The 22,772-nt window shown below is 67.2% G+C and carries 29 protein-coding genes and 1 pseudogene; 11 read left to right on the forward strand and 19 right to left on the reverse strand.

Annotation, left to right across the window (positions count from 1 at the left end):
- Positions 1 to 38: 38 nt before the first annotated feature.
- The 6 genes from XAN126_RS0119040 to XAN126_RS0119065 all read right to left on the reverse strand — a co-directional run bounded on the left by XAN126_RS0119040 (position 39) and on the right by XAN126_RS0119065 (position 5,155).
- Complete coding sequence (locus XAN126_RS0119040; protein WP_024280164.1) at positions 39 to 1,553, reverse strand: aromatic/alkene/methane monooxygenase hydroxylase/oxygenase subunit alpha; 1,515 nt, start codon at positions 1,551 to 1,553, stop codon at positions 39 to 41.
- A gap of 22 nt (positions 1,554 to 1,575) precedes the next feature.
- The gene (locus tag XAN126_RS0119045; protein WP_024280165.1) at positions 1,576 to 1,848 is read right to left on the reverse strand and encodes an MmoB/DmpM family protein; all 273 of its coding nucleotides are present in this window, start codon (positions 1,846 to 1,848) and stop codon (positions 1,576 to 1,578) included.
- A gap of 26 nt (positions 1,849 to 1,874) precedes the next feature.
- On the reverse strand, positions 1,875 to 2,864 hold the full coding sequence (locus tag XAN126_RS0119050; RefSeq protein ID WP_024280166.1) for a hypothetical protein: 990 nt from the start codon (positions 2,862 to 2,864) through the stop codon (positions 1,875 to 1,877).
- Between the two features lie 103 nt (positions 2,865 to 2,967).
- A complete protein-coding gene (locus tag XAN126_RS0119055) occupies positions 2,968 to 3,318 on the reverse strand; it encodes a phenol hydroxylase subunit (RefSeq protein WP_155982352.1) in 351 nt (116 codons plus the stop codon).
- A 156-nt stretch (positions 3,319 to 3,474) separates the two neighbouring features.
- Positions 3,475 to 4,305 (reverse strand): alpha/beta fold hydrolase, encoded by an 831-nt coding sequence (locus XAN126_RS0119060; RefSeq protein WP_029877427.1) that lies wholly within the window; start codon positions 4,303 to 4,305, stop codon positions 3,475 to 3,477.
- 130 nt (positions 4,306 to 4,435) lie between these two features.
- A complete protein-coding gene (locus XAN126_RS0119065; RefSeq protein WP_024280167.1) occupies positions 4,436 to 5,155 on the reverse strand; it encodes a GntR family transcriptional regulator in 720 nt (239 codons plus the stop codon).
- Between the two features lie 390 nt (positions 5,156 to 5,545).
- Here XAN126_RS0119065 and XAN126_RS28765 point away from each other — a divergent pair, with 390 nt between their 5' ends.
- From XAN126_RS28765 to XAN126_RS0119110, 9 genes are all read left to right on the forward strand, one after another.
- A complete protein-coding gene (locus XAN126_RS28765; RefSeq protein WP_024280168.1) occupies positions 5,546 to 5,875 on the forward strand; it encodes a 2Fe-2S iron-sulfur cluster binding domain-containing protein in 330 nt (109 codons plus the stop codon).
- Between the two features lie 66 nt (positions 5,876 to 5,941).
- Positions 5,942 to 6,862: a catechol 2,3-dioxygenase gene (locus XAN126_RS0119075; RefSeq protein WP_024280169.1), complete on the forward strand. Its 921-nt coding sequence runs from the start codon at positions 5,942 to 5,944 to the stop codon at positions 6,860 to 6,862.
- Between the two features lie 7 nt (positions 6,863 to 6,869).
- Positions 6,870 to 7,292: a heme-binding protein gene (locus XAN126_RS0119080; RefSeq protein WP_024280170.1), complete on the forward strand. Its 423-nt coding sequence runs from the start codon at positions 6,870 to 6,872 to the stop codon at positions 7,290 to 7,292.
- A gap of 41 nt (positions 7,293 to 7,333) precedes the next feature.
- Positions 7,334 to 8,845: a 2-hydroxymuconic semialdehyde dehydrogenase gene (locus XAN126_RS0119085; RefSeq protein ID WP_024280171.1), complete on the forward strand. Its 1,512-nt coding sequence runs from the start codon at positions 7,334 to 7,336 to the stop codon at positions 8,843 to 8,845.
- 18 nt (positions 8,846 to 8,863) lie between these two features.
- Complete coding sequence (locus tag XAN126_RS0119090) at positions 8,864 to 9,667, forward strand: fumarylacetoacetate hydrolase family protein (protein ID WP_024280172.1); 804 nt, start codon at positions 8,864 to 8,866, stop codon at positions 9,665 to 9,667.
- Positions 9,668 to 9,713: 46 nt separating this feature from the next.
- Positions 9,714 to 10,655 carry an acetaldehyde dehydrogenase (acetylating) gene (locus tag XAN126_RS0119095; protein ID WP_024280173.1) on the forward strand — a complete coding sequence of 314 codons (942 nt, stop codon included), beginning with the start codon at positions 9,714 to 9,716 and terminating at the stop codon, positions 10,653 to 10,655.
- Complete coding sequence (gene dmpG, locus XAN126_RS0119100) at positions 10,655 to 11,689, forward strand: 4-hydroxy-2-oxovalerate aldolase (protein WP_024280174.1); 1,035 nt, start codon at positions 10,655 to 10,657, stop codon at positions 11,687 to 11,689. The genes XAN126_RS0119095 and dmpG overlap by 1 nt, the downstream gene beginning before the upstream one ends.
- Positions 11,686 to 12,456, forward strand: coding sequence for a fumarylacetoacetate hydrolase family protein (locus tag XAN126_RS0119105; protein ID WP_024280175.1), 771 nt, complete (start codon positions 11,686 to 11,688; stop codon positions 12,454 to 12,456). The genes dmpG and XAN126_RS0119105 overlap by 4 nt, the downstream gene beginning before the upstream one ends.
- A 4-nt stretch (positions 12,457 to 12,460) precedes the next feature.
- Positions 12,461 to 12,649: a 2-hydroxymuconate tautomerase gene (locus XAN126_RS0119110; RefSeq protein WP_024280176.1), complete on the forward strand. Its 189-nt coding sequence runs from the start codon at positions 12,461 to 12,463 to the stop codon at positions 12,647 to 12,649.
- 288 nt (positions 12,650 to 12,937) lie between these two features.
- On the opposite strand, the gene XAN126_RS0119115 is transcribed toward XAN126_RS0119110, so the two are convergent.
- A complete protein-coding gene (locus tag XAN126_RS0119115; RefSeq protein ID WP_024280177.1) occupies positions 12,938 to 13,876 on the reverse strand; it encodes a GlxA family transcriptional regulator in 939 nt (312 codons plus the stop codon).
- Between the two features lie 94 nt (positions 13,877 to 13,970).
- On the opposite strand from XAN126_RS0119115, the gene XAN126_RS0119120 reads away from it, so the two are divergent.
- On the forward strand, positions 13,971 to 14,657 hold the full coding sequence (locus XAN126_RS0119120; RefSeq protein WP_024280178.1) for a DJ-1/PfpI family protein: 687 nt from the start codon (positions 13,971 to 13,973) through the stop codon (positions 14,655 to 14,657).
- Positions 14,658 to 14,672: 15 nt separating this feature from the next.
- On the opposite strand, the gene XAN126_RS0119125 is transcribed toward XAN126_RS0119120, so the two are convergent.
- The 11 genes and pseudogenes from XAN126_RS0119125 to XAN126_RS26535 form a co-directional block, all read right to left on the reverse strand.
- Positions 14,673 to 15,887, reverse strand: coding sequence for an FAD-dependent oxidoreductase (locus XAN126_RS0119125; RefSeq protein WP_024280179.1), 1,215 nt, complete (start codon positions 15,885 to 15,887; stop codon positions 14,673 to 14,675).
- A 46-nt stretch (positions 15,888 to 15,933) separates the two neighbouring features.
- Positions 15,934 to 16,557, reverse strand: a complete 624-nt coding sequence (locus XAN126_RS29320; RefSeq protein ID WP_197024064.1) for a GTP-binding protein — start codon at positions 16,555 to 16,557, stop codon at positions 15,934 to 15,936.
- Positions 16,558 to 16,571: 14 nt separating this feature from the next.
- Positions 16,572 to 16,862: a GTP-binding protein gene (locus XAN126_RS29325; RefSeq protein ID WP_155982353.1), complete on the reverse strand. Its 291-nt coding sequence runs from the start codon at positions 16,860 to 16,862 to the stop codon at positions 16,572 to 16,574.
- On the reverse strand, positions 16,855 to 17,319 hold the full coding sequence (locus XAN126_RS29390) for an amidohydrolase family protein (RefSeq protein ID WP_348550914.1): 465 nt from the start codon (positions 17,317 to 17,319) through the stop codon (positions 16,855 to 16,857). Before XAN126_RS29390 ends, XAN126_RS29325 begins: the two co-directional genes overlap by 8 nt.
- A gap of 18 nt (positions 17,320 to 17,337) precedes the next feature.
- Positions 17,338 to 18,375 (reverse strand): amidohydrolase family protein, encoded by a 1,038-nt coding sequence (locus XAN126_RS26525; RefSeq protein WP_348550915.1) that lies wholly within the window; start codon positions 18,373 to 18,375, stop codon positions 17,338 to 17,340.
- An 85-nt stretch (positions 18,376 to 18,460) separates the two neighbouring features.
- Positions 18,461 to 18,784: pseudogene (locus XAN126_RS0119140) on the reverse strand (ABC transporter substrate-binding protein); the annotation flags it as partial.
- Entirely contained in the window at positions 18,730 to 19,227 is a 498-nt protein-coding gene (locus XAN126_RS27960; RefSeq protein WP_081762707.1) for a hypothetical protein, read from the reverse strand. The pseudogene XAN126_RS0119140 and the gene XAN126_RS27960, both read right to left, overlap by 55 nt.
- 12 nt (positions 19,228 to 19,239) lie before the next feature.
- Positions 19,240 to 19,997 (reverse strand): IS5 family transposase gene (locus XAN126_RS27965; protein WP_197024055.1). Its coding sequence is split into 2 segments (ribosomal slippage): positions 19,240 to 19,685 and positions 19,685 to 19,997, totalling 759 coding nucleotides; the frame shifts between segments, so codons are not numbered across the junction.
- A 69-nt stretch (positions 19,998 to 20,066) separates the two neighbouring features.
- Complete coding sequence (locus XAN126_RS26530; protein ID WP_197024065.1) at positions 20,067 to 20,660, reverse strand: Glu/Leu/Phe/Val dehydrogenase dimerization domain-containing protein; 594 nt, start codon at positions 20,658 to 20,660, stop codon at positions 20,067 to 20,069.
- Positions 20,660 to 20,866, reverse strand: a complete 207-nt coding sequence (locus tag XAN126_RS28770; RefSeq protein WP_197024066.1) for a hypothetical protein — start codon at positions 20,864 to 20,866, stop codon at positions 20,660 to 20,662. The genes XAN126_RS26530 and XAN126_RS28770 overlap by 1 nt, the downstream gene beginning before the upstream one ends.
- Positions 20,866 to 21,390: a DJ-1/PfpI family protein gene (locus XAN126_RS26535; protein WP_197024067.1), complete on the reverse strand. Its 525-nt coding sequence runs from the start codon at positions 21,388 to 21,390 to the stop codon at positions 20,866 to 20,868. The genes XAN126_RS28770 and XAN126_RS26535 overlap by 1 nt, the downstream gene beginning before the upstream one ends.
- 124 nt (positions 21,391 to 21,514) lie before the next feature.
- Here XAN126_RS26535 and XAN126_RS0119170 point away from each other — a divergent pair, with 124 nt between their 5' ends.
- Complete coding sequence (locus tag XAN126_RS0119170) at positions 21,515 to 22,288, forward strand: helix-turn-helix domain-containing protein (protein ID WP_245272292.1); 774 nt, start codon at positions 21,515 to 21,517, stop codon at positions 22,286 to 22,288.
- 23 nt (positions 22,289 to 22,311) lie between these two features.
- Here XAN126_RS0119170 and XAN126_RS0119175 read toward each other — a convergent pair whose 3' ends face one another.
- Positions 22,312 to 22,560 (reverse strand): Lrp/AsnC ligand binding domain-containing protein, encoded by a 249-nt coding sequence (locus XAN126_RS0119175; protein WP_024280183.1) that lies wholly within the window; start codon positions 22,558 to 22,560, stop codon positions 22,312 to 22,314.
- Positions 22,561 to 22,772: the final 212 nt, after the last annotated feature.

Raw genomic sequence — 22,772 nt, forward strand, 5'->3', positions numbered from 1 at the left:
GGCGCGCGGCATCCGCGCGCGCTTCGGCTTTTGCCTGCTCAGCCGGCCGCGCGGGCGGCGGCTGCGTGCCAGTCGTTCCAAAGCTTTTCGTCGGGGGAGCCCACATAATCCATGTTGTCGGCGCCGGCATTCAGCCGGTACCAGGCCAGCACGTCCGGGATACTGGCGCCCCCGCAATTGCCCTGGAAGATCTGCTGCACCGGCATCCAGGCCTGCACATACTTCTGTGGCTCGGCGTCGAAGATGTCCTTGCAGCCATCGGAGCAGAAATGATAGTTTTCGCCCTCCACCTGCGAACAACGGAAGGCGATTTTCGTCGGGTCGCCCGGCTCCGTGTAGACCATCGGAATCTGACAGACCTGGCAGAGCTGCGGCAGGGAGTTGTTGTAGAAGCGCTGCCCCTGCTTCTCCATTTCTGCCCACATCTCGAACCGCGGACGATAGTATTTATCGAAAGTGTTCGGATATTTTTCCGACAGCCAGTCCATATGCGCGCGGTCGGGCATCCAGGTGTGGAAGGCCGCAGCATGGGTATACTGGTAGAAGGTAGCCCAGTTTTGGTGCGAGATATGCTCGGCGTCGGCGGTGGCGACGTCGGCATATTTCGGCACTTTCAGGCCGTAGCGGGCGAGATCGGTGAAGAGGGAGCCGCCGGCCTCGGTGAAGTAGATTTCCCAGGCCTCCTTCCAGCTCATCACCTTCTTGGGCAGCATGTAGTCCATCATCATGGCCACGAGGCCGAGCACGCGGTGGCCGCGCCAGAACCACTTGTCCACCCAGCGCTGCACGATGGGCAGATTGTCCGCATCCTGCTCCAGCAGGAACTTGATGACCTCGATGCCGAGCGTCATGTGGCGGCTCTCGTCCGACTGTGCGGAAAAGCCGAAGGTCACGGTGGACATGTCACCGTTGTACGCCGCCCCCGACATGAACGGCACGAACAGAAGGTTGGTCAGCACGTACTCGAAAGCAAATCCAATGGCGATCATGTATTCGAATGGACCTGCCGTGCGCGCGTCGTCGAAGAACGATTTGGGCACAGAGAGATACCACACACGGTCGTGCATGTGGCGGAACTCGGAAAGGCCATCGAAATATTTGTTATAGTGGCTGATGGTGTGGATCTGCGTCTGCACATGACGCAGCTCATCCAGCGACTGCATCTGCGCGGCGACGCGCGGGCCAACGCCGCGCAGATGGCGACCGGTGAAGGCGAAACCGCGGTGCGCCTGGTATTCGAGCGGAGAAACGCCGGTGAGGAACAGCTTCAGGACGTTGGTATAGCGCGCATCGGAGATGCCGGTCTGCCCGTTATTCTGTGCAAAGGCGTCGAGCACAGCATAAAGCTTGCGTTCCTTCTCGCCCTGGAACTTCCAGTAGGCGTCCATGGTGAGCCGGAAGGGATCCTCCCAGGCCGACCAGTCCTTGATCTTGATGCCCTCGAAGCGGTCGTATGGAAACACCTTGTCCATGGGCTGGTAAGTGGTCTCCCAATCCAGCCCCCGGGTCATCAGGGCGTAACGCTGCTTCAGGCCGAGCTTTTTCGGTGTCATTCCTTAGTCCTTCCGCAAAAGCTCAATGCTTCCAGCTGAGGGTGAAATGGTCGTCGTCCTCGTCGAGGTTTCCGGCCATGGAGACGATGACGAGCTGCAGCTCCTGCGGATCCCAGGCGCGCCCGATGCGCGCTTCGACCGAGGCACGGCGCACCACCAGCTCGTCGTCGCGGTCGAGCTTGACGGCACCTGGCATGTTGAGCACCCGGCAGCCCGGATTGTCGGCGAGGATCGCCTCGATGATCGGGCGGGCGTCGTCATTGTGGAGAAGAGTGATGGAGGCGATCTGGGCCATGAGCGGTGATCCTTGGCGAGCGTTCGTCAGAGGGTGAGGCCGAGCCGGGCGGCGCGCGCCCGGGCGGCCGAGGCGGCAGCCACGGCCGCGGCACCCTCCCCCGTAAGCAATCCCGACAACGCCACGCCGGCCGCCTCCGCGCGATCGATCCAGTAGCGCGCCCAGGCCGAGACAAGGGCCGCGTTCTCGGCGCTCTCGGCCGCCACGACCTTGATGACGTGATCGGACCACTTGCCCTCTTCGGCGGCCCAATCGGCCATGAACTCGGTGAGCATCGCCACGGGGATCGCGACCGGGCCGAAGGCCGCTTCGGTGCGGGCGTAGACGAGGTCCAGCAACACCGCATTCACGCCCAGCGCCTGGGCCACGAACAGCTGGAACCAGTCGCGCTCCACCAGAGTATCCTCGATAAGCTGGCGCACGCCTTGCCATTCGGGTGCGTTCATCCAGGCAGCCTTGGCGGTGTCAAGCGACGTGCCGGTGTGGCGATCGATGACGAGGCCGATGCGCGATACGATCTGAGCCATGCCGAGGTGATCGCCAGCGGAGAAGATGCTGGGCGCTGTCACCGCCGTGCCGTAGCCGCGCTGGCAGATCTCGGTCATGTTCATGTTGGCGCCCCAGTGCAAGTGGCGCACCGGCAGCAGCCCGGCCACGAGCTTCGCCTTCAAGCCGTCATCCGCCTTGGCGAAGAGATCGCGTTCCTCGACAAAGACGAAATTGCGCTCCACCGCCTGGTTCATGTTGGCGCGGGCAATATTGTAGGCGCCGTAATAATATTGGCGCGGATCAAGCAGCGCATACCAGTCCCGCATCACGACCTCGGTCTTGCGCGGGTCGTAGATGTTGAACTGGGGCTCCCACAGGGGCCGGTAATGAAAATGATCGGTGGGCTGGAGGTCGAAGGTTGCCTCCTGGTAGCGCGACGCCGGCTTGTCGCCGCCGAGGCGCCGCGCCACATGGCCGAACGTCTGCCGCTTCGGCTCGAGGTCGATGGTCTTGATCTGAACAGTCACCGCGTCCTCCAGTAGGGCCACTCAGGCCCCCTATATTACTTTAATCCGGCGTCTTTTCGCGCGCAGTTTACTTCCATTATCTCTGGACGAGAGCGATCTATATTCACTCGTCTTGTACAGCGGCCGCCACCGTGCGCTGCAAGAGCCCCGGATGGCCGGCCCGCCATGCCATCTGCTCGATGGCATCGGATGTCTCCGCGTCGAGCGCCGACACCGCCGCGCCGCGCCGCTGACAAAATTCCTCGAAGGCCCTGGTCGGCAGGATCAACTCGACGGCCAGATCGCCGCCATAGAGGGCGAACTCGAACTCGACGAAACGACCAAGACGCGTACCCAGGATGCGGACCTGCGCCTGCATCGGATCGCCCGCCGGAGTTTCAGTGGAGGTCGCGGCGCCGGCAACGGGAGCGTCGGCAGCGCCGGAGCCACAGCCCTGCGAGAGGGAATGAGCCAATGTCCCGCCTCCCCGGAATGAGCGGGGCCCACCTTTTGGGGGCCCATCGTTGTTGTTCTGGTTATCGACGTCGATGATTTCGATGTCAACGAAAATTTCGAGAAAATGAAAATTACCGAACTTATGCCCATTACTCGAAACACGTCCGCCTTTGCGTCACGCCTCCTCGGCCAAGAAGTCTCCGACGAGGCGATTGAACCGGACGGCATGCTCGATTTGTGTCCAGTGGCCGCAGCGGCCAAACACGTGCAGCTGCGCGCGGTCGATGAGGTCGGTGAGGCGCAGCGAGACGTCGAGGGGAATCACGCGGTCCTCACGGCCGTGGACGATCAGCACCTCGTGGGGCAACGCGCGGATCTCGGCCTCGTAGCTCGCCAGCGCATCGAGATGCCGCTGGCGCGGTGCCGGGAACATGGCGGAGAAACTCTCCTGGAATCCGGGACGGGTGGAGGCCCGGAAACGCAGCTCGGCGAGTTCATCGGTCACGAGGCCACGGTCAAACGCGAAGATGTCGAGCAGTTCCCGCATGGCCGAGAGCGAGGGCTCATAGCCCCAGACTTTCTCCAAGCCCTCGGAGATGGGAAAGGACAGCCCGACGCTGCCCATCAGCACCAGTCGGCGAACCCGCACGGGATGCGCCACCGCCAGCGCTAGCCCGATGGCCCCGCCGAACGAATTGCCGACGATATCCACCCGCTCCAACCCCAGCGCGTCCATCAGGTCGAGCACCTGCCGGACCCAGATTTCGCGGGTCCACCGAATGTCGGACGGCCGGTCGCTGAAACCGAAGCCAACCATGTCGGGCGCGACCACGCGGAAGCGTTCCGACAGCGCGGGGATGACACCGCGCCAATTGGCCCAGGCCGACACCCCTGGACCCGAGCCGTGGATCAGCAGCACAGGCGTGCCATGGCCGCGATCATGCACATTGGTGGCGAAGGCTCCGGTGCGCACGCTGGCGCCGATCTCCGGGTTATCGTGAGGCATAAGGAGACCCTTTCTTGTCGCGAAGTCAGCCGACGGCACGCGCGCACCAGCGCGCCCCGTGCACCGTCCGGCGCCGGAATAGGTCGAGAAACGAAAGGGTCGGATGGCTCGCCCCGCGCGGGGCAGCAGCTCAGGCGAGCGCGGGCAGGTTACGGCTCAGCAGGGCAAGGGTCTTGTCGATGTGCTCCGCCTCGAGGCGGCAGGCCAGATCCACATCGCGGGCCAAAGCGGCGTCGAGGATGGCCTTGTGCTCGGCATGCACGTCGCGCGGCTCGAAGCGGGCGGCGAGCGATATCCGGCGATAGCGCTCCGACTGCTGGAAGAGGATGCCGTGCATGTGCTTCACCCAGCGCGACGGGCAGGCTGCGATGAGCGTGAAATGGAAGTCGCGGTTGCGCGCCTCGAACTCGTCGCGCAGCTCGCTGGTTTCGGGTTTCTCCTCGGCCAGCTTCTCCTCGACCTTGGAGAGCCGATGATAGGCGCCGACCAGAGCCCCCTCCCACGCGTCGTCACCGAATATGATGGACTGGCGCAGTGCCTCGATCTCCACCAGCTTCCGCGAGGCGGTGAGGTCGGCAAAGTCGTCGAGCGAGATCTCCGCTACCCGGAAGCCGCGCTGCTCCTCCGACGTGACCAGCGCCTCGCCCACAAGCCGCGTCAGCGCTTCGCGCAGGGTGGAGGCGCCGACGCCATAGCGCTCGCGCAACATCTCGAAGCGCAACTTCAGGCCGGGCGGCAGCGCGCCGGTCAGGATGTCCTGGCGGAGCGTCTCGTAGGCTGCCTCGACGAGGCTGCGCGCGCCGACCACCTTCGCCTGGCGGCCGGCGACCTCCGCTGCATTCTTTTCCATGGTGAACCTGTCCTCGGCGGGCGATCGCGTCGGAGCGTCGATCGCGCCTGACGATAGCGTGCGTCGATTTTTTTCTCAAGATCGCGCTATAGCTATAATCACGAATATTCAATAAAAAACGTTAAAATGTAAAATCTCGAAAATTTATTGACACCCTCGCCGGAGCCGGCGCATATGCAGGGCAACACGGCCCGAAAGTGGCCGGACCCGAGGAAACGGAGGGGTGCGATGACCGATCTACTCCCAACCGCCGGACGCCATGGCGAATCCACAAGTGCAACGCGGGGCAGTTGCTTCGGCGGATGTGCGGAAAGCTGCCCCCTCGCCGGTCTGGGCCGCTGTTCCGGCGGCGCGTCGGCGGCTTCGGAAGCGCCTGCGGCGGCGCGTCGGGTGACTGTCACCATCGAGGGCCACGGAAGCGCGTCCGTCAGCACGGAGGAGCGGCTCCTGGTGGCGCTGGAGCGGGCCCGGGGGCTCGGCCAGATCACCGGACTTCCGCGCAAGCTTCCGGTGGGCTGCCGGCGCGGAGGCTGCGGCGTCTGTCGCGCCCAGGTAATCGCCGGCGACTATCGGCGCGCGCCCATGAGCCGGGAGCACGTCTCCCCATCGGAGGAGGCCGAGGGCGTCGTCCTGACGTGCGCAATCTACGCGCAAAGCGATTTGATGCTGCGGCTCGACGCCCGGCTGCCCGCCAAGCGGAGTTGCGACGGCAACGATTAGCTGGCGGGTCGGGCCACCAAGATGCGCCAGTCACATTTGGCGACAATACGAGGGAGGAGAGCATTCATGGCGCACACGGGCGTTCTGAGACCTGGCTTCATCCAGCTGCGCGTGCTCGACATGGCAGCCGCGGTCGAGCACTACACCAAGCGGATCGGCCTGCATCAGGTTTCCGAGGGTGCGGACGGCCGCGTCTACCTGAAATCGGCAGACGAATTCGACCATCACAGCTTCGTCCTCCGCCGCGCCGACACCGCCGGCTTTGATCTCATGGCCTTCAAGGTCCGCGCTGACGCCGACCTCGACGCATTCGAGAAGCGCATCGTCGCCTACGGCTATCCGGTGGATCACGTGCCGGCCGGCGAGCAGCCTGGCATCGGCCGCCGCATCGGCTGGACGCTGGCTTCTGGCCACCGAATCGAGCTATTCGCCCAGGCTGACCAATCCGATCCCCAGCCCAACGTCCACAATCCGGACGTCTGGATCGCCGAGCCGCACGGCATGCGCGCCCGCCGTTTCGATCATGCGCTGCTCTACGGGCCGGAAATCGAGAAGAACCTCGAATTCTTCGAGAAGGTGCTCGACTTCTCCTGCGCCGAGCGCCTCGACATGCCCGATGGCGTGCTGGCCATCTGGCTCACCGCCGGCATGAAGGCGCACGACATCGCGTTCGTGAAATATCCCGAGCCCGGCAAGTTCCACCATGCCTCGTTCGAGCTGGAGAACTGGAACGACGTGGGCCACGCAGCCGATATCATCGCCCGCTACGACATCTCGATCGATATCGGTCCCACCCGTCACGGCATCACGCGCGGGCAGACCATCTATTTCTTCGACCCCTCCGGCAACCGGAATGAAGTCTTCACCGGCGGCTATACCTATTATCCGGACCACCCGACCCGCACCTGGGATCATGAGCAGGTGGGCAAGGCCATCTTCTACTACGAGCGGGAGATGAACGAAGCCTTCCTCTCCGTGGTGACCTGAGACGGAGATGACGATCTCCCACGGCATCCGCAGCATCACTGCTGCGGCGGCAGCACGCGCAGCCGAAGCGGCCCTCGCCTGCGGGGCCGGACGGGGAGCGGCGGTGGTCGCCGCGGTGGTGGACCATGGCGGGCACCTCCTTGCCTTGCTGCGGGCGGACGGGGCGTTCACCGCCTCACTCGACATGGCCCGCGACAAGGCCTGGACTGCCGCCACCTTCGGCATGTCGACCGACCGCCTGTGCGCGCTGGTGGACGGCCATGGCGTGCTGCGCGACGGCATCGGCCGCCGCCCGGGCGTCATCCTGTTCGGCGGCGGCACGCCCCTCCTGGAAGAGGGCCACCTGATCGGCGCCATCGGCGTGTCAGGTGGATCGGAAGACGACGACCGCGCGTGCGCGGAGGCCGGGATCAAGGCTCTCGGTCTGTGAGGGCGGCTGGCGGCCGCCGGGTTCCAATTGGAGAGGCAAGAATGTCCGTCCACCCGCTGCTCGAACGCAGGCCCCTCTCGCAATCGAGCGCGCGCCGCGATGCCGCGCACTTCATCGACGGAGAGTTCACCCAAGGCGCGACCGGCAGGGGCTGGGACAATATCTGCCCGGTGGACGGCAGCCGCATCGGCCGCGTCCCCGAAGGCGGTCGGGCCGAGGTGGATGCGGCGGTGGCGGCGGCCGCCTCCGCCCTCGATGGCCCCTGGGGCCGGATGACGGTCACCGAGCGCACCGACCTCCTAGCAGAGGTGGCCGCGGGCATCGACCGCCGGTTCGACGACTTCCTCGAGGCCGAATGCTTCGACACTGGCAAGCCCATGTCACTGGCCGCGCACATCGACATCCCGCGCGGCGCGGCCAACTTCAAGATGTTCACCGACGTGGCCAAGACCATCGCCACGGAGTGCTTCCAGACACCCACCCCGGACGGCGCGGGGGCGCTCAACTACGCCCTGCGCCGTCCGCGCGGCGTCATCGCCGTCATCTCGCCGTGGAACCTGCCGCTGCTGCTGATGACCTGGAAGGTCGGGCCGGCGCTGGCGCTGGGCAACACGGTGGTGGTGAAGCCTTCGGAGGAGACCCCGCTCACCGCCACCCTGCTCGGCGAGGTGATGAATGCAGTGGGCCTGCCGCGCGGGGTCTACAACGTGGTCCACGGCCTCGGCCCGCAATCGGCCGGCGAGTTCCTGACGCAGCATCCGCGCGTGAACGGCATCACCTTCACCGGCGAGACGCGCACAGGCGAGGCCATCATGCGGCAGGCCGCCCACGGCATTCGCCCCGTATCGTTCGAGCTGGGCGGCAAGAATGCGGCCCTCGTCTTCGCCGACTGCGACCTCGACAAGGCTGTGGAGGGCACGCTGCGCTCCGCCTTCTCCAATTGCGGGCAGGTCTGCCTCGGCACCGAGCGGGTCTATGTGGAACGGCCCATCTTCGACACCTTCGTCGCCCGGCTGAAGGCGGGCGCCGCAGCCCTGCGCCCTGGCCGTCCCGAGGACCCCGCGACCGGCATCGGTCCGCTGATCTCGAAGGAGCACCAGGACAAGGTGCTCGCCTACTACGCCCGCGCCGTGGAGCAGGGTGCAACCGTGGTGACGGGCGGCGGCGTGCCGCCCATGCCCGACGACCTCGCCAACGGCAATTGGGTCGAGCCGACCATCTGGACCGGCCTCGCCGACGACGCCGATTGCGTGACCCAGGAGATCTTCGGCCCCTGCTGCCACGTCCGCCCCTTCGATACGGAAGAGGAGGCGGTGCGCCTCGCCAACGCCACGCCCTACGGGCTCGCCGCCGCGGTGTGGACGGAAAACCTCGCCCGCGCCCACCGCGTCGCGGCGCGCATGGAGGTCGGCATCTGCTGGGTGAATTCCTGGTTCCTGCGCGACCTGCGCACCGCCTTCGGCGGCGCCAAGGCCTCCGGCATTGGCCGCGAGGGCGGCGTGCACAGCCTCGAGTTCTACACCGAGATCAGCAACGTCTGCATCAAGCTCTGAAGACCCGGAAATCCTCCAATGACCACATTGCAAGAGGCAGCCACCCAGGCGGCGATCCGCGAAGCCGCCGATCGCCTCCACGCCGCGGCGGCTAACGGCACGCCCACCGGTCCCATCCGCGACCTGCTGAGGGAAGGCGACGTGGACGCCGCCTATGCGGTGCAGCGGATCAACACCGAGCGAGCGCTTGCCGCCGGCCGCCGGCTGGTCGGCCGCAAGACCGGCCTCACCTCGGTCGCGGTGCAGCGCCAGCTCGGGGTGAACCAGCCCGACTACGGCATGCTGTTCGCGGACATGGCGCGGCCCGAGGGGCTCGACATCGCCATCGCCGACGTGCTCCAGCCGAAGGCGGAGGCGGAGATCGCCTTCGTCCTCGGGCGCGACCTCGACGGCGAGCAACTCACCGTGGCGGACCTGTTCCGTGCGGTGGAGTATGCGGTACCGGCCATCGAGATCGTCGGCAGCCGCGTCGCCGGCTGGGACATCCGCATCACCGACACCATCGCCGACAACGCCTCTTCAGGCCTTTACGTGCTCGGCTCGCGGCCGACGCGGCTCACCGACTTCGATCCGCGTCTGTGCGGGATGGTGATGGAGAAGAAGGGCGAGCCGGTGTCGGTGGGCGCTGGCGCGGCCTGCCTCGGCTCGCCGCTCACCGCCACCCTGTGGCTGGCACAGGTGATGGCGCGGGTCGGCCTGCCCATGCGCGCCGGCGACACCATCCTGTCCGGCGCCCTCGGGCCCATGGTCGCGGTGGAGGCCGGCGACGTGTTCGACGTGCGCATCGACGGCCTCGGCTCGGTGCGCGCGGCCTTCGCCTGAGGCGCGCGACGCCGCCCCCCCTTATCAATTGCGAGGAGTCGAGTGCATGGCAAAAATCAAGGCCGCGATCATCGGGTCGGGGAATATCGGGACGGACCTGATGATCAAGATCATGCGGATGTCGCGCCATCTGGAGATGGGCGCCATGGTGGGCATCGATCCCGCGTCCGACGGCCTCGCCCGCGCGGCGCGGCTCGGGGTGCCGGTGACCCACGAGGGGATCGAGGGCCTCACCCGCCTGCCTAATTACGCCGAGATCGGCGTGGTGTTCGACGCCACCTCCGCCAAGGCCCACATCGCCAACGACGCGGTGCTGCGCAAGGATGGCAAGAAGGTCATCGACCTCACCCCCGCCGCCATCGGCCCCTTCACCATCCCCGCCATCAACGGCGAGGCCAATCTCGACGCCTCCAACGTCAACATGGTCACCTGCGGCGGCCAGGCCACCATCCCCATGGTCCATGCCGTGCGCCGCGCCACCGACCGGGTGATCTGGGGCGAGATCGTCGCCTCCATCTCCTCGAAGTCCGCCGGCCCCGGCACCCGCGCCAATATCGACGAATTCACCGAGACCACCTCGAAGGCCATCGAGGTGCTGGGAGGTGCCGAGCGCGGCAAGGCGGTCATCATCCTCAATCCGGCCGAGCCGCCCCTCATCATGCGCGACACCGTCTTCACCCTGTCCCAGGGCGGCACGCGCGAGGCCATCGAGGCCTCCATCCTGGAGATGGTCGAGACCGTGAAGGCCTACGTGCCCGGCTATCGCCTGAAGCAGAAGGTGCAGTTCGAGGAGATCGGCAACAACGCGCCGGTCCGCATCCCCGGCGTCGGTCCGGTGTCGGGCCTCAAGACCACCATCATGCTGGAGGTGGAGGGCGCCGCCCACTATCTGCCGGCCTATGCCGGAAACCTCGACATCATGACCTCGGCCGCTTTGGTCTCCGCCGACCGCTGGGCCGCCCGTTTCCTTGCGAAGGAGGCCGCGTGATGGCCCGCCCGAACCCGGACAAGCTCTACATCCAGGACGTCACCCTGCGCGACGGCATGCACGCCATCCGCCACCAGTATTCGCTCGATACGACCCGGGCCATCGCCCGGGCGCTGGATCGGGCCGGCGTGGACGCCATCGAGATCAGCCATGGCGACGGCCTCACCGGTGCCACCTTCAACTACGGCTTCGGCGCCCATGACGACCTGGAATGGATCGCGGCCGTTGCGGAGGAATGCAGCCGGGCGGTCGTCACCGTGCTGCTCATCCCCGGCATCGGCACGGTGCATGATCTGAAGGCGGCCTATGAGGCCGGCGCCCGCTCGGTGCGGGTGTGCACCCACTGCACCGAGGCCGACGTCTCCCGCCAGCACATCGAGGCGGCGCGGGCGCTCGGCATGGACACGGCGAGCTTCCTGATGATGGCGCACATGATCCCGGCCGAGAAGCTGGCCGAGCAGGCGCAGCTGATGGAGAGCTACGGCTCGGAATGCGTCTACGCGACGGACTCCGCCGGGGCCATGCTGCCGGAGGACTATACGCTGCGGGTGAAGACGCTGCGCGATGCGCTGAAGCCCGAGACGGAGATCGGCGTCCACACCCATCACAACCTCACCCTCGGCGTCGCCAATGCGGTGGCGGGCATCGAGGCGGGGGCGGTGCGGGTGGATGCGTCGCTGGCCGGCATGGGCGCGGGCGCGGGCAACGCGCCGCTGGAGGCGCTCGTCGCGGTTCTGAACCGCAAGGGCATCGCCACCGGCTGCGACCTCAACATCCTGATGGACGCCGCCGATGATCTGGTGCGCCCGCTGCAGGACCGCCCGGTGCGGGTGGACCGGGAAAGCCTCTCGCTGGGCTATGCCGGGGTCTATTCCAGCTTCCTGCGCCACGCGGAGGCCGCCTCGAAGACCTACGGCGTCGACACCCGCGACATCCTCGCCGAACTCGGCCGCCGCCGCATGGTCGGCGGACAGGAGGACATGATCCTCGATGTCGCCCTCGATCTCCTCAAGAGCCGGGGGGAAGCGGCATGAGCAGCCTTGCGGGCCTCGCCCAGATTGTCGACGAGGCGGCACGCACCGCCACTCCCATCCCCCAGCTGACCGACAGCCAGCCCAGCCTGACGGTCGATGACGCCTATGCCATCCAGGCCCTCTCCGTCGCCCGACGCCGGGGGCGGGGGGAGCGGCGAACCGGGTTCAAGATGGGGCTCACCTCAAGGGCCAAGATGGCCCAGGTGGGGGTCAGCGAGGTGGTCTGGGGCCGCCTGACGGACGCCATGCGGCTTGAGGAGGGCGCCGTGTTCCACCGCGCCCGCTACGTGCACCCGCGCGTGGAGCCGGAGGTCGCCTATATTCTGAAGAAACCGCTTGAGGGCGATGTTTCGGCGGCGGAGGCCCTCGCCGCCGTAGAGGCCTTAGCCCCGGCCATGGAGATCATCGACAGCCGATACCGCTGCTTCAAGTTCGCCCTGCCGGACGTGATCGCCGACAACTCCTCCTCCTCGGGCTTCTATGTAGGAGGCTGGGCGCCGGCGACGAGCGACGTTGCCAATCTCGGCATCCTCATGGAGGTCGACGGCCGCCCGGTGCAGGTGGGCTCCACCGCCGCCATCCTCGGCAACCCCATCCGCAGCCTCGTCGCAGCGGCCCGGCTGGTGGCCAAGGCGGGGGAAAGGCTGGAGGCGGGCGATATCGTGCTCGCCGGTGGTGCCACGGCGGCCTATCCGTTGACGCCGGGCCAGTTCGTCCAGACCACGTTCCAGTCCCTGGGACGGATGTCCTTCCACGTGGAGGCGTGACGCCATGCCCATCATCGAGATCACCATGATCGAGGGACGTCCCTTCGAGAAGAAGAAGCGCATGGTGAAGGAGGTGACGGACGCCATCGTCGCCTCCCTCGATGCGCCGCGCGAGGCGGTGCGCATCATCATCCGCGAAGTACCCGCCTGGCACTTCGCCGCCGCCGGCGTCGTGAAGGGCGAGCCGCAATAGGGCGTCCCGCACGGGCGCCATACCCTCTTCCGGTGCGTTGGGCCGCGTTTCGGCGACGGGACGAAAGCGCAGGCCAAGTTCGCGTTCGCTCTTGGCCGGGACCTGGCGCGACCGCCCGGCGTTCCGCCCCAACGCCGTCGGGCGACGAAGCCGACAGTCCGCCGCGGCTCCATAAGCCCGTTGGCCAGCGCTTTGACTCGCGCTCGGGATTGGACGGCATTCACGCCGGCCGCGTCTTCCCGAACCTGAGACGCTGATGCAGGCCGAGGGAAGAGCGTCAGCTTGGTCCTAAATGGTCCGAGCCGCTCGCCGCAGTGACTGCGGGGCTTGGCCGAAGGCGCGGACGAAGGCGCGGCGCATGCGCTCCGGATCGCGAAAGCCGGTCACTTCAGCGACGCGTTCGATGGGGTCCGAAGATGACTGCACGTGCTCTCGCGCAACTTCCAGGCGCAAGCGCTCTATGGCATTGGAGGGCGTCGTCCCGGTCTCGGCGGTGAAAATGCGCGCGAAATGGCGGGGGCTCAGCCCCGCCCGGTCGGCCAGCATGTCGACGGTGAGCGGCTTGTCCAGATGCTCCCGCACCCAGGTAAGCAGGGTGCCGAACCGTCCGTTCGGGGTCTTCAGTTCCAGCAGCGAGGAGAATTGCGACTGCCCGCCGCTGCGGCGATGGTAGAGCACCAGCTGGCAGGCGATGTCCTTTGCAACCGCATCCCCGTGCTCCTCCGCGGCGATGGCCAGTGCGAGGTCGATCCCGGCGGTGATGCCGGCAGAGGTCCAGACGTTGCCGTCGCGCAGGAAGATGCGATCGGGATCAAGCCGCACCTTCGGATAGCGGGAGACGAAATCCTGGGTGCGGCACCAGTGGGTCGTGGCCTTGCGGCCGTCCAGCAGTCCCGCCGCCGCCAGGACGTAGGCGCCGGAGCACACGCTCGCGACCCGCGCGCCGCGCGTGGCATGGCGGCGGACGAAGGCGAGGGTCGTCCGGCAGTCGATGGCGGCCTCGACCCCCAACCCGCCGGCGACGACGAGCGTCGTGATCGACTTGGCCGACTTGAGGCTGGAGGCCACCACCTCCACGCCACAGGAGCTGCGTACCGGCCCGGGCTGTGCCGCGATCATCTGCACGTTCGGCGCGGTGGGAACCAGGCGGCGCGCGATCTCGAACACCGATGCCGGGCCCGATGCGTCCAGAAGCTGGAAATCCGGGAAGATCAGGATGCCGATCAACGCCATGGCCGAAAACGAGGGAACCATGACATTCTACATATGATCGCACCATGCCATGCTCGGCGGGTCAAGATCGGACCCCGAAGGTCGTAGAATGTCCTCATCCCTGAAATTCGGCTTGCTCGTTTTTCCCCGCATCACGCAGCTCGACATGACCGGCCCCCTGCAGGTGTTCTCCAGCCTGCCCGGCGCTGAGGTCCATCTGGTCTGGAAGCGCATCGAGGCGGTGCAGAGCGATACGGTGCTGTCCATCCTGCCCACCACCGCCTTCGCCGATTGCCCCCAACTCGACGTCATCTGTGTTCCGGGCGGCTACGGCACCGACGACCTGATGGGCGACGACGAGGTGCTGAATTTCCTGCGCGCGCAGGCCGCCGGCGCCAAGTTCGTCACCTCGGTCTGCACGGGCTCGCTGGTGCTTGCCGCGGCCGGGCTGCTGGAGGGCCGCAAGGCCGCCACCCACTGGAGCGCCATCGATGTCCTGCCCATCTTCGGCGTGACCGCGAGCCGCGAGCGGGTGTGCATCGACGGAAACCGCATCACGGGCGGCGGCATCACCGCCGGCATCGATCTCGGCCTGACTGTGATTTCCGAGCTGGTGGATCGCAGGACCGCCGAGGCCATCCAGCTGCGCCTGGAATACAACCCCGCGCCCCCGTTCAATGCCGGATCGCCCGAGACGGCTCCGGCCGACGTTCTGGCGCTGCTTCAGGAGAGGATGAAGGTGGCCAAGGCGCGCCGGCTCGACCTTGCCAGAGCGGCAGCGGCTCGCGGGCGGTGAGCCGGCCATCGGCGGCTATTTTACCCCGCGGTCGAGACCGTCGACCGCGGCCGCATCGCCGTCAATGGCCCGTGCCAGACGCTCCGCCGTGACAGGCCCAAGGGTAAACCCCTGGTGGCCGTAGCCGAAATGGAACCACAGGCCGGTGTGGCGCGTCGCGCGGCAGGCGAGCGGCAGCAGGCCCGGCAGACAGGGGCGCGTGCCGGACCAGGGCGTTGCTTCCACGGGCGACCCCAGATCCACGAGGGACCGGGCTGCGGCCTCGCCCCGCGCGAGGTGGCGCGGACTGGCGGCGGGCGCAGCGGCGGACAGCTCTGCGGCGGTCGCAATGCGCAGGCCATCGCGCATGGGCGACAGCACCACGGAGTGGTCGGCGAGCAACATGGGCCGGGTGAGCCCGTGGGTGCCACCATAGTGGCGATGGTAGCCGCGCTTGCGCACCATCGGCACGCGATAGCCGAGGGGCCGGAGCAACTCCGGCGACCAGGGCCCGAGCGCCACGACGACGATTTTCGCGTCCATTCCCGCGACCTGCCAGCCGGCGCCGGAGCGCTGGAGGGTACGTGCATCGCCGGTGACGATCCGACCGCCGCGATCCTCAAACAACCGCGCGTAGGCGTCGACCAGCCCTCCAGGGGAAAGGCAGGTCCAGGGCGCCGTCCAGTGAATGGCCCCTGCCGGCGCGCGCCGCAAGGCAGGCTCGGCTGCGGCAAGCCCCGCCCTGTCGGCGACGGAGAAGGTGACACCATGTTCACGCCCCTTGCGCTCCGCCTCCCGCACGGCGGCTGCAAGGCCATGCCCCGTATCATGGACCTCCCAATAGCCGTCCCGGCGGATCAGTTCGTCGGCGCCCGCCGCCTCGATGAGGGCGGCGTGACGGGGCACGGCCTCCGATACCAGTTGGCGCCAGAGCGGAATGACCCGGCCCAGCGGACCGCGCAGGGATGATCGCCAATAGCCGAAAAGCGCGGGGGCCTGCCCGGGCAGAGACGGCCAGTGCAGGTTGACGGCGTTCCTGGCGCCTCCCGCCATCGCGAGAAGCGCCAGCGGACTTGTCGGCAGCGCGTACGGCTCGACAGCTTCCGCCTGAATGATGCCCGCATTGCCGTAGCTCGTTCCCGAGCCGGGTGGCGCGCGATCGATGACGACACAGTCGTGTCCCCGCTCCTGCAAAGCCAGCGCCGTGGCGACGCCGACCATGCCGGCACCGAGAACTGCAATTTCAGCCATGCTGCTTCCCCGAGATCCGCCCGCGTGAGGGCCGCAGGCTGTACTGTTATTCCTGAGCCATCGCTTCGAGTTCGGCCGTTGCCGCGGCTGCGTCAAAGATGCCCGTGCGTCCGATGAGCACCAGCCGCGCGCCCTCCATGGGCAGATCCGAGGGCAGCAGGCTTGCGCGGCGGCCCACGAGCTGGAACAGGAAGGTCTGGCCCGGCCGCTCGGCGACGCGGATCAGGCCCTTGGCCCGCACGAGACGCTGCGCGAGGGACGCGATGACGGCCCTGAACCGCGCGAGGACCACGGCACGCGGCGACATCCATTCGACCTGGACGAAGCGATCGTCGCGGATCACAGGGGCCTCGGCGGGAGCAGCCGGCTCGCGCGGAAAGGGCTGGCCGAGAAGAAGCTCCAGCGGAATGCCGCCGCCCTCGTCCGCGACGAAGACCAGCGACTTGCCCATGCCCTCCAGCCTCGCCCGCAAGCTTGCGTGATCGGCGGCGGCCGTCTCGCCGACCTTGGCGAGGACAATGATGTCGGCAGCCCGGAGCTGGGCCTGCCAGAGGTCGTCGGCAACATCATGCGCCTCGGCATCCACCACCGTCACCACGACGTCGAGCCGCACGGCCTTCTGCAAGACGGGATCATGCAGCGCCTCGATGATCCCGCGCGGGTCGGACACGCCGCTTGCCTCGATCACGAGGCATCGATTGGCCGGCCGGCCGACAACACCCCTGCAAGGGTGCGCAGCAGGTCGCCCTGCAACGAGCAGCAGATGCATCCGTTCTTCAATGCAAAGACCGGAAGGCCGGTGGCGGAGAGGATCGTCTCGTCGGTGGCGATGGCGCCGAAGTCATTGACGATGACAGCCAGGGACAGCTTCAAGTCACCGCCCAGCATGGCATTGATCAGGCTCGTCTTTCCGGCTCCGAGCGCGCCCGCGACGACGACAACGGGAACAGGACGCGCGGCGCGGTCCTCATGCATGCGCCGGCCCTCGGCCACGCAGCGCACGCCCCGGCCGGGCGCGCGCGTCGAGCCGGCCGTCCAGAATGACCGGTCGCCCGCCCACCAGCAGCGCCTCGACCCCTGCGGCCGGCGCCGTCATGTCAGAAAAGCTGGCCCGGGCGGCGATGGTTGCCGGATCGAACACGAGGACATCCGCGTCGCAGCCTTCCTGGAGGCGCCCCTTCCGCTTCATTTCGGGCAAGCAACTTTCGATGAGGCGGGCCGGCAGCACCGTGCATTTGGCCAGCGCTTCCACGAGGCCGATATTGCCGCGGTCGCGGCAATACTCGCCGACGAACTTGGTGAAGGTTCCGGCTGAGCGCGGGTGGGACGACAGGCGCCGGGGCAGCGGCCATTCCTCACCGTGATAGATGGCGCCGTCGGGTTCCACCCATGGCATTCCATCCGAAGCGATGATGCCGCTGGGGTAGAGCACCGACAGGTCGAGAAGGTCCTAGAACGCCGGTTCGCTCTCGATATCGAGGAAATGCCACGCCACCAGCGCGGCGGGGTCCGCGTCCCGCGCCGAAAGGAGGTCGGCCCTGTCCCTCAGATGCTGACGATTGTGGATCAGTTCGATGCCGTCATATCCCGACCCGGTCCGCTCCGGAAAATCCGTGGCTGCGAAGAAGCTCGCCGAAATCACCGTTGAACCTGTCCCGTAGGGATAGGCCTCCACCGTGACCGGCAGACCGCGCGCCTGTGCGTGCTGGATCAGCACCCGGCAACGCGCGATGTCGTGCAGCGATGTCGAGTTGAGGTGGCAGATGTGCATGTGCGCACCGGTGGCGGCGGCGAGGCCGATGATGCGGACATAGGAGTCTTCGGAACTCAGGGGATCTGCATTGGCCATATGGGCGATGTGCGTGAAGGTTGGCGCCGCATGGCGGGCGGCGAGGTCGCAGACCCGCGTCATCTCCTTGATGCCGGCGCCCGGCGCGTAGCCGTGGGCGATGCCGATGCCGATCCCCCCTTCGCGCAGTCCGGCCTCGATGACGGAGCAGATGTCCTCGACCACGCGCGCCTCCGCAACCTCGCTCGACCGCCCGCCGCGATTGTCGGCCCCCTCCCCCATCATTTCCATCGGGTGCCGGCCCGGATCGGGCACGATGCCGGCCATCACCTGCTTGCGGGCGAAGATCCAGCTGGCGGAAGCCCCGTAATTGAGCACCCGCCCGGCATTCTCCTGCCAATCGTACCAGGCGCCGACCGGAAGCACGCCAACCTCCAGCTCGAGCGTCGTCGTCACCCCGTCGAACGCCTGCATCCAGTCCGCGGCGACGCAATGGCCGTGGGCGTGGAGATCGATGAAGCCGGGGCACACGACGCGTCCGGTCGCATCGATCCGGCGCATCCCGTCCGCTTCCGGGATGCGTCCGATCCGCACGATCCCGCCGTCCCTCACCCCGACATCGGCGACCTCGTCGCGGCCGGTCTCCGGATCGATCAGCCGCCCTCCGGAAATAACGCAATCGAAAGCTTCGCTCGGCACGACGTTCCGCCTCCGTCCGTGTTCAAATGCCCGCCCGGCCCCGACCACTTTTGCAGGGGCCGGGGGCAGGAGTGGCGCGCTCTGTCTATTTCGGCTTGCCGGCAACCAGCGGGCAGTCGCTCTCGCTTAAGGGGCGATAGGCGACATCGGCGGTGATCGTCTCCAGGACCTTGTAGTAGGCCCAGGGCTTTTCCAGTTCCTTCGGCTCCTTCACCTGCACCAGATAGAAATCGTGGATCAGCTTGTTGTCGGCCCTGAGCCTGGCGCCCGGGGCGTAGAAGTCGTCAACCGGCGTCGCGCGCATCTTCTCGATCACGCGATCCGTGTCGTCCGAATTGATGGCTGCCACGGCCTTCAGATAGTGGAACACGGCGGAATAGACCGCGGCCTGCGGCGCCGTCGGCATGGCGCCGTGGAGGGCATAGAAGCGCTTGGCGAAGGCGCGGGTGTTGGCGCAGGCGACGTCCGGCTTGCCTCAGCGCGGTCGAGCAGCTGCGAGAGGCGGCCGGGAATGCGGTGCACGGCGTGATGGACCATGCCGCGGTCGTGTCCGAGATATTCTGCCGCGACGTCGATGATGCCCCCGGCATTTGCGACGAAGTCGGGCACGTAGAGAATGCCCCGCTCGTGCAGGAGGGCGGCATCCGCCTCCGTTGCGAGCTGGTTGTTCGCCGCACCAGCGACGAGACGCGCGCGCATCTGCGGAATGGTGACCTGGTTCAGCCCGGCACCGAGCGCGCAGGGCGCGAAAAGGTGGACGTCGGACGCATGGATCGCCTCCGGCGACACCACCTCCACGGGGATCGTCGTGCGCAGGCGCTCCGCCGCCTCCGGGTGCACGTCGGCGACCACTAGGCGGCTGACTCATAACGCATTGATCCAGATGCGGACGGCAGCGAGCTTGAGGGCTGCGAGGAAGTTGTCCGGACGGCGATCGTAGCGCGTGGCGAGGCCGCGCATCTGCTTGATACGGTTGAAGAAGCGCTCGACAAGGTTCCTCTGGCGGTAGAGCCACGGACTGAAGGCGAAGGTGCGCTTGCGGATCGTGCGAGGCGGCACATTGGCGAAAGCGCCGCGTTCCGCCGTCTCGGCGCGGATGGCGTCCGTGTCATAGGCCTTGTCGGCGAGGAGGATGCTGCCGGGTGCGAGCCGGGCCAGGAGTTCGCGCCCGGCCGGTGCGTCGCCGGCCTGCCCTGCGGTGAGCAAGAGGTGGATCGGACGGCCCTCCGCATCGACCAAGACGTGGATCTTGGTTGTCAGTCCACCCCGGGAGCGTCCCATGCAACCATCGTCATCGCCCCCTTTTTGATCGCGGCGCCGTGCTGGTGAACGCGAACGCAGGAGCTGTCGATCAAGACGATGTCCCCGTCATAGGCGGCCGAGACCGCTTCCAGCAGCTTGTCCCAGCCCCCCGCGGCCCTCCAGCGCACGAAACGGTTGTAGAGGGTTGTACGCGGTCCATAGCGCTCCGGCACATCCCGCCACGGCGCACCGGTCCGAAAGCGCCAGAGGATGCCGTTGATCACCCGGCGGTCATCCACCCGCGCCACGCCGCGCACCTTGTTCGGCAGCAGCGGCGCGATGATCGCCCATTCCTCGTCGGTCAGCTCGTGGCGGCGCATCTGTTAGCCTCCCAGTTCGGGAGCTTGAATCATGACACGCTCAGGCGCGCAAATTTATGGGGCCACTGCCTAGCGCGGCGCCGGCCTCGTGCAGGCGCCGGCAGAGGTCCGCGCCGACGCTGCCGAGGCCCTGCACCGCGATCCGGCTCTCCGAAAGCGGACGGCCCCCCGAGCGCACACATGGGCAATGCTGAGGAACACGCCGAGGGCAGTCCACGGCGAGGGATCGCCGCCGGCCTGGCCTGCATCGGCCGGAAGCCCGAAGACGAAAGGCGTCTGCGAGCGCACGACTTCCATGTCGCGCGGCGTCGTGCCCACGTCCTCGGCCGCCAGATAGTCGCCGCCGATCTCCTCCAGAACCCGCCCGAACGCACGGAACAGGGCGGCGCGGTCGAAGGCGCCATCGGGCCGCCGGATGACGGACTTGCCTCCGCCCAGCGGCAGGCCCGCCATCGCGTTCTTGTAGCTCATGCCGCGCGCGAGGCGGCGGGCATCCGAAAGCATGGCGGCCGCATCGTCATAGTGCCAGAAGCGGCAGCCTCCGGTCGCCGGCCCCAGCGCCAGCGAGTCCACCACGATGACCCCCGACAGGTCGCAGTCGGGATTCTCGAACCGGAAGATGAGCTGGCCGTCTTCCTCCATACGGCTCAGTTGCAAGGTCATCACGATGCCCGGGTGCTGGACGGGAACGCGGCGGGATGAGCCTCCTGCGGGCCCCTGCCCTGCTGCACCCGCGCGACGGCCCGCTGGCTGGGGCGAAGCCGCTCCTCGAGCAGCGGGCGCGCGGCGGACCGGACCTCGGCCAAAAGCTCGGCCGGAGCGTTGTCCTCGGTGATGTCGAAGGGCGGCTTTGGGTCATACTCCAGCATCAGCTGGACGCGCTTGGCGACATCATCGCCGCACAGCTCGGCCGCGACCTGGAAGGGAAGTCGATTCCCGCCGTGACGCCGCCGCCGGAGATGCGGTTGCGATCCACCACGATGCGCTCCTTGACCGGGATGGCACCGAGGATTACGAGCTGATCGCGCGACAGCCAATGGCACGCGGACTTGTAGCCATCGGGCAGCCCGGCACCCGCGAGGATGAAACACCCGGCGCACACGGACGTCACATAGCGCGCACCCGCGCCCGCCCGGGCGACGAAGGCCATCACCTCCTCGTCATCCATCAGCGCCATCTGCCCTGGACCACCACCGACGCAGAGCACATCCAGTTGCGGACAATCCGCGAAAGTGGTCGTCGGCATGAGGGTAAGCCCCACGTCGCTCGTGATCGGCTCGATGGACTTCCAAAGCAGATGCATCCGGGCGCCGGGCAGGCGGGCCAGGACTTCGAATGGTCCCGTGACGTCCAGCTGGGGCATGCCGGGGAAAAAGAGAAGTCCGATGTCCAATGTTGTTTTAGTCACGTCGTTCCCTCTCGATGCTGCGGCATGAGATTGGGCATGACAGGGCGCGGCGGAAACGACATTCTACCCACCTTTCCTGCCAACGACCGGCAACGCGATGGAGGGCGGCTTGCAGCAGCGACACGTCGTCTTCGTGGTGTTCCCCGACGCCCTGGTCCTCGACCTCTCCGGTCCCCTGGCAGCGTTCGAGCTGTCCTGCGAGACCTCCGAAGGCGCCGCGCCGCCCTACAGCCTGACCGTGGCGTCGGTGGCGGGCGGCCTGGTGCGAATGTCGTCGGGGCTGGAGCTGATGAGCCAGCCGCTCCCCGGCGTGGGTGAGGTGGATACGCTGGTGGTCGTCGGTGGGCCGGGGGTGCACATGGCCGCGCGCGAGCCCCACCTGCTGGCATGGATCTCCGATCGCGCCGGGGGCATCCGCCGGGTCTGCTCCGTCTGCACGGGCGCCTTCGTGCTGGCGGCAGCGGGGCTTTTGGGCGGACGGCGGGTGGTGACGCACTGGGGCTCCTGCCGGCTACTCCTGGCCTTGCAGGCGGCGGACGACGGCGGCTTCGAGGCCCTGCACAGCTGGATCAGCGACCACCTCGACCAGGACCTGCGGGTGGAGACGCTCGCCGAGCGTGTGTCCATGAGCCCGCGCACCTTCGCCCGGCTCTATGCGGCGCGGACCGGCCGCACACCGGCGAAGGTGGTGGAGGAATTGCGGCTCGATGCCGCCCGCCGGGCACTTGAGGAGACACGGCAGAGCATCAAGGAGATCGCGGTTCGCTGCGGCTTCGCCGACGAGGAGAGGATGAGGCGAGCCTTTCGCCGGAGGTTGGGCGTGAACCCGCAGGACTATCGCGGCAAGTTCGGATCGATCGAGGCCGGCGGCGTGGCGCGCTGACCCCGATCCGTACACCGCACCAATCACGGCGCGGGCGAGAATTCCCGCTTCAGGCACTTCAGCGCGAAGCAGGAGCGGCTGTGCCGGATGCCCGGCAGATTGTAGAGCCGCTCCCTCAGAAAGCGCTCGTAGCCCGCAGTGCCATCCACCGCGACCTTGATGAAGTCGTCGTATTCGCCAGTGGCCAGGTAGGCCTCCAGCACCTCCGGGAGGTTAGCGAGCGCCTTTCCGACCTTCTGCAGCAGGTCGTCGTCATGGCGGTCCAGTGTCACCTCGATGATGACGGCGTCACCAATAAAACCACCGTCACCCCAACCGCCTTAAACAACTCACCATTGATTTCACGGGACAATTTCAGCGCCTCCGAGAAACGCACCCTCAGCTATCTATCGACGACAATAGGTCAAAAAAGGTGGTCCTGGCGTCAGCTTGACCCTCTCCCACGCGACCTCATAGTCCGGCCCAGGGCACATACACTTGGGTT

The sequence above is a fragment of the Xanthobacter sp. 126 genome (assembly GCF_000526175.1).
Classification (GTDB): domain Bacteria; phylum Pseudomonadota; class Alphaproteobacteria; order Rhizobiales; family Xanthobacteraceae; genus Xanthobacter; species Xanthobacter aminoxidans.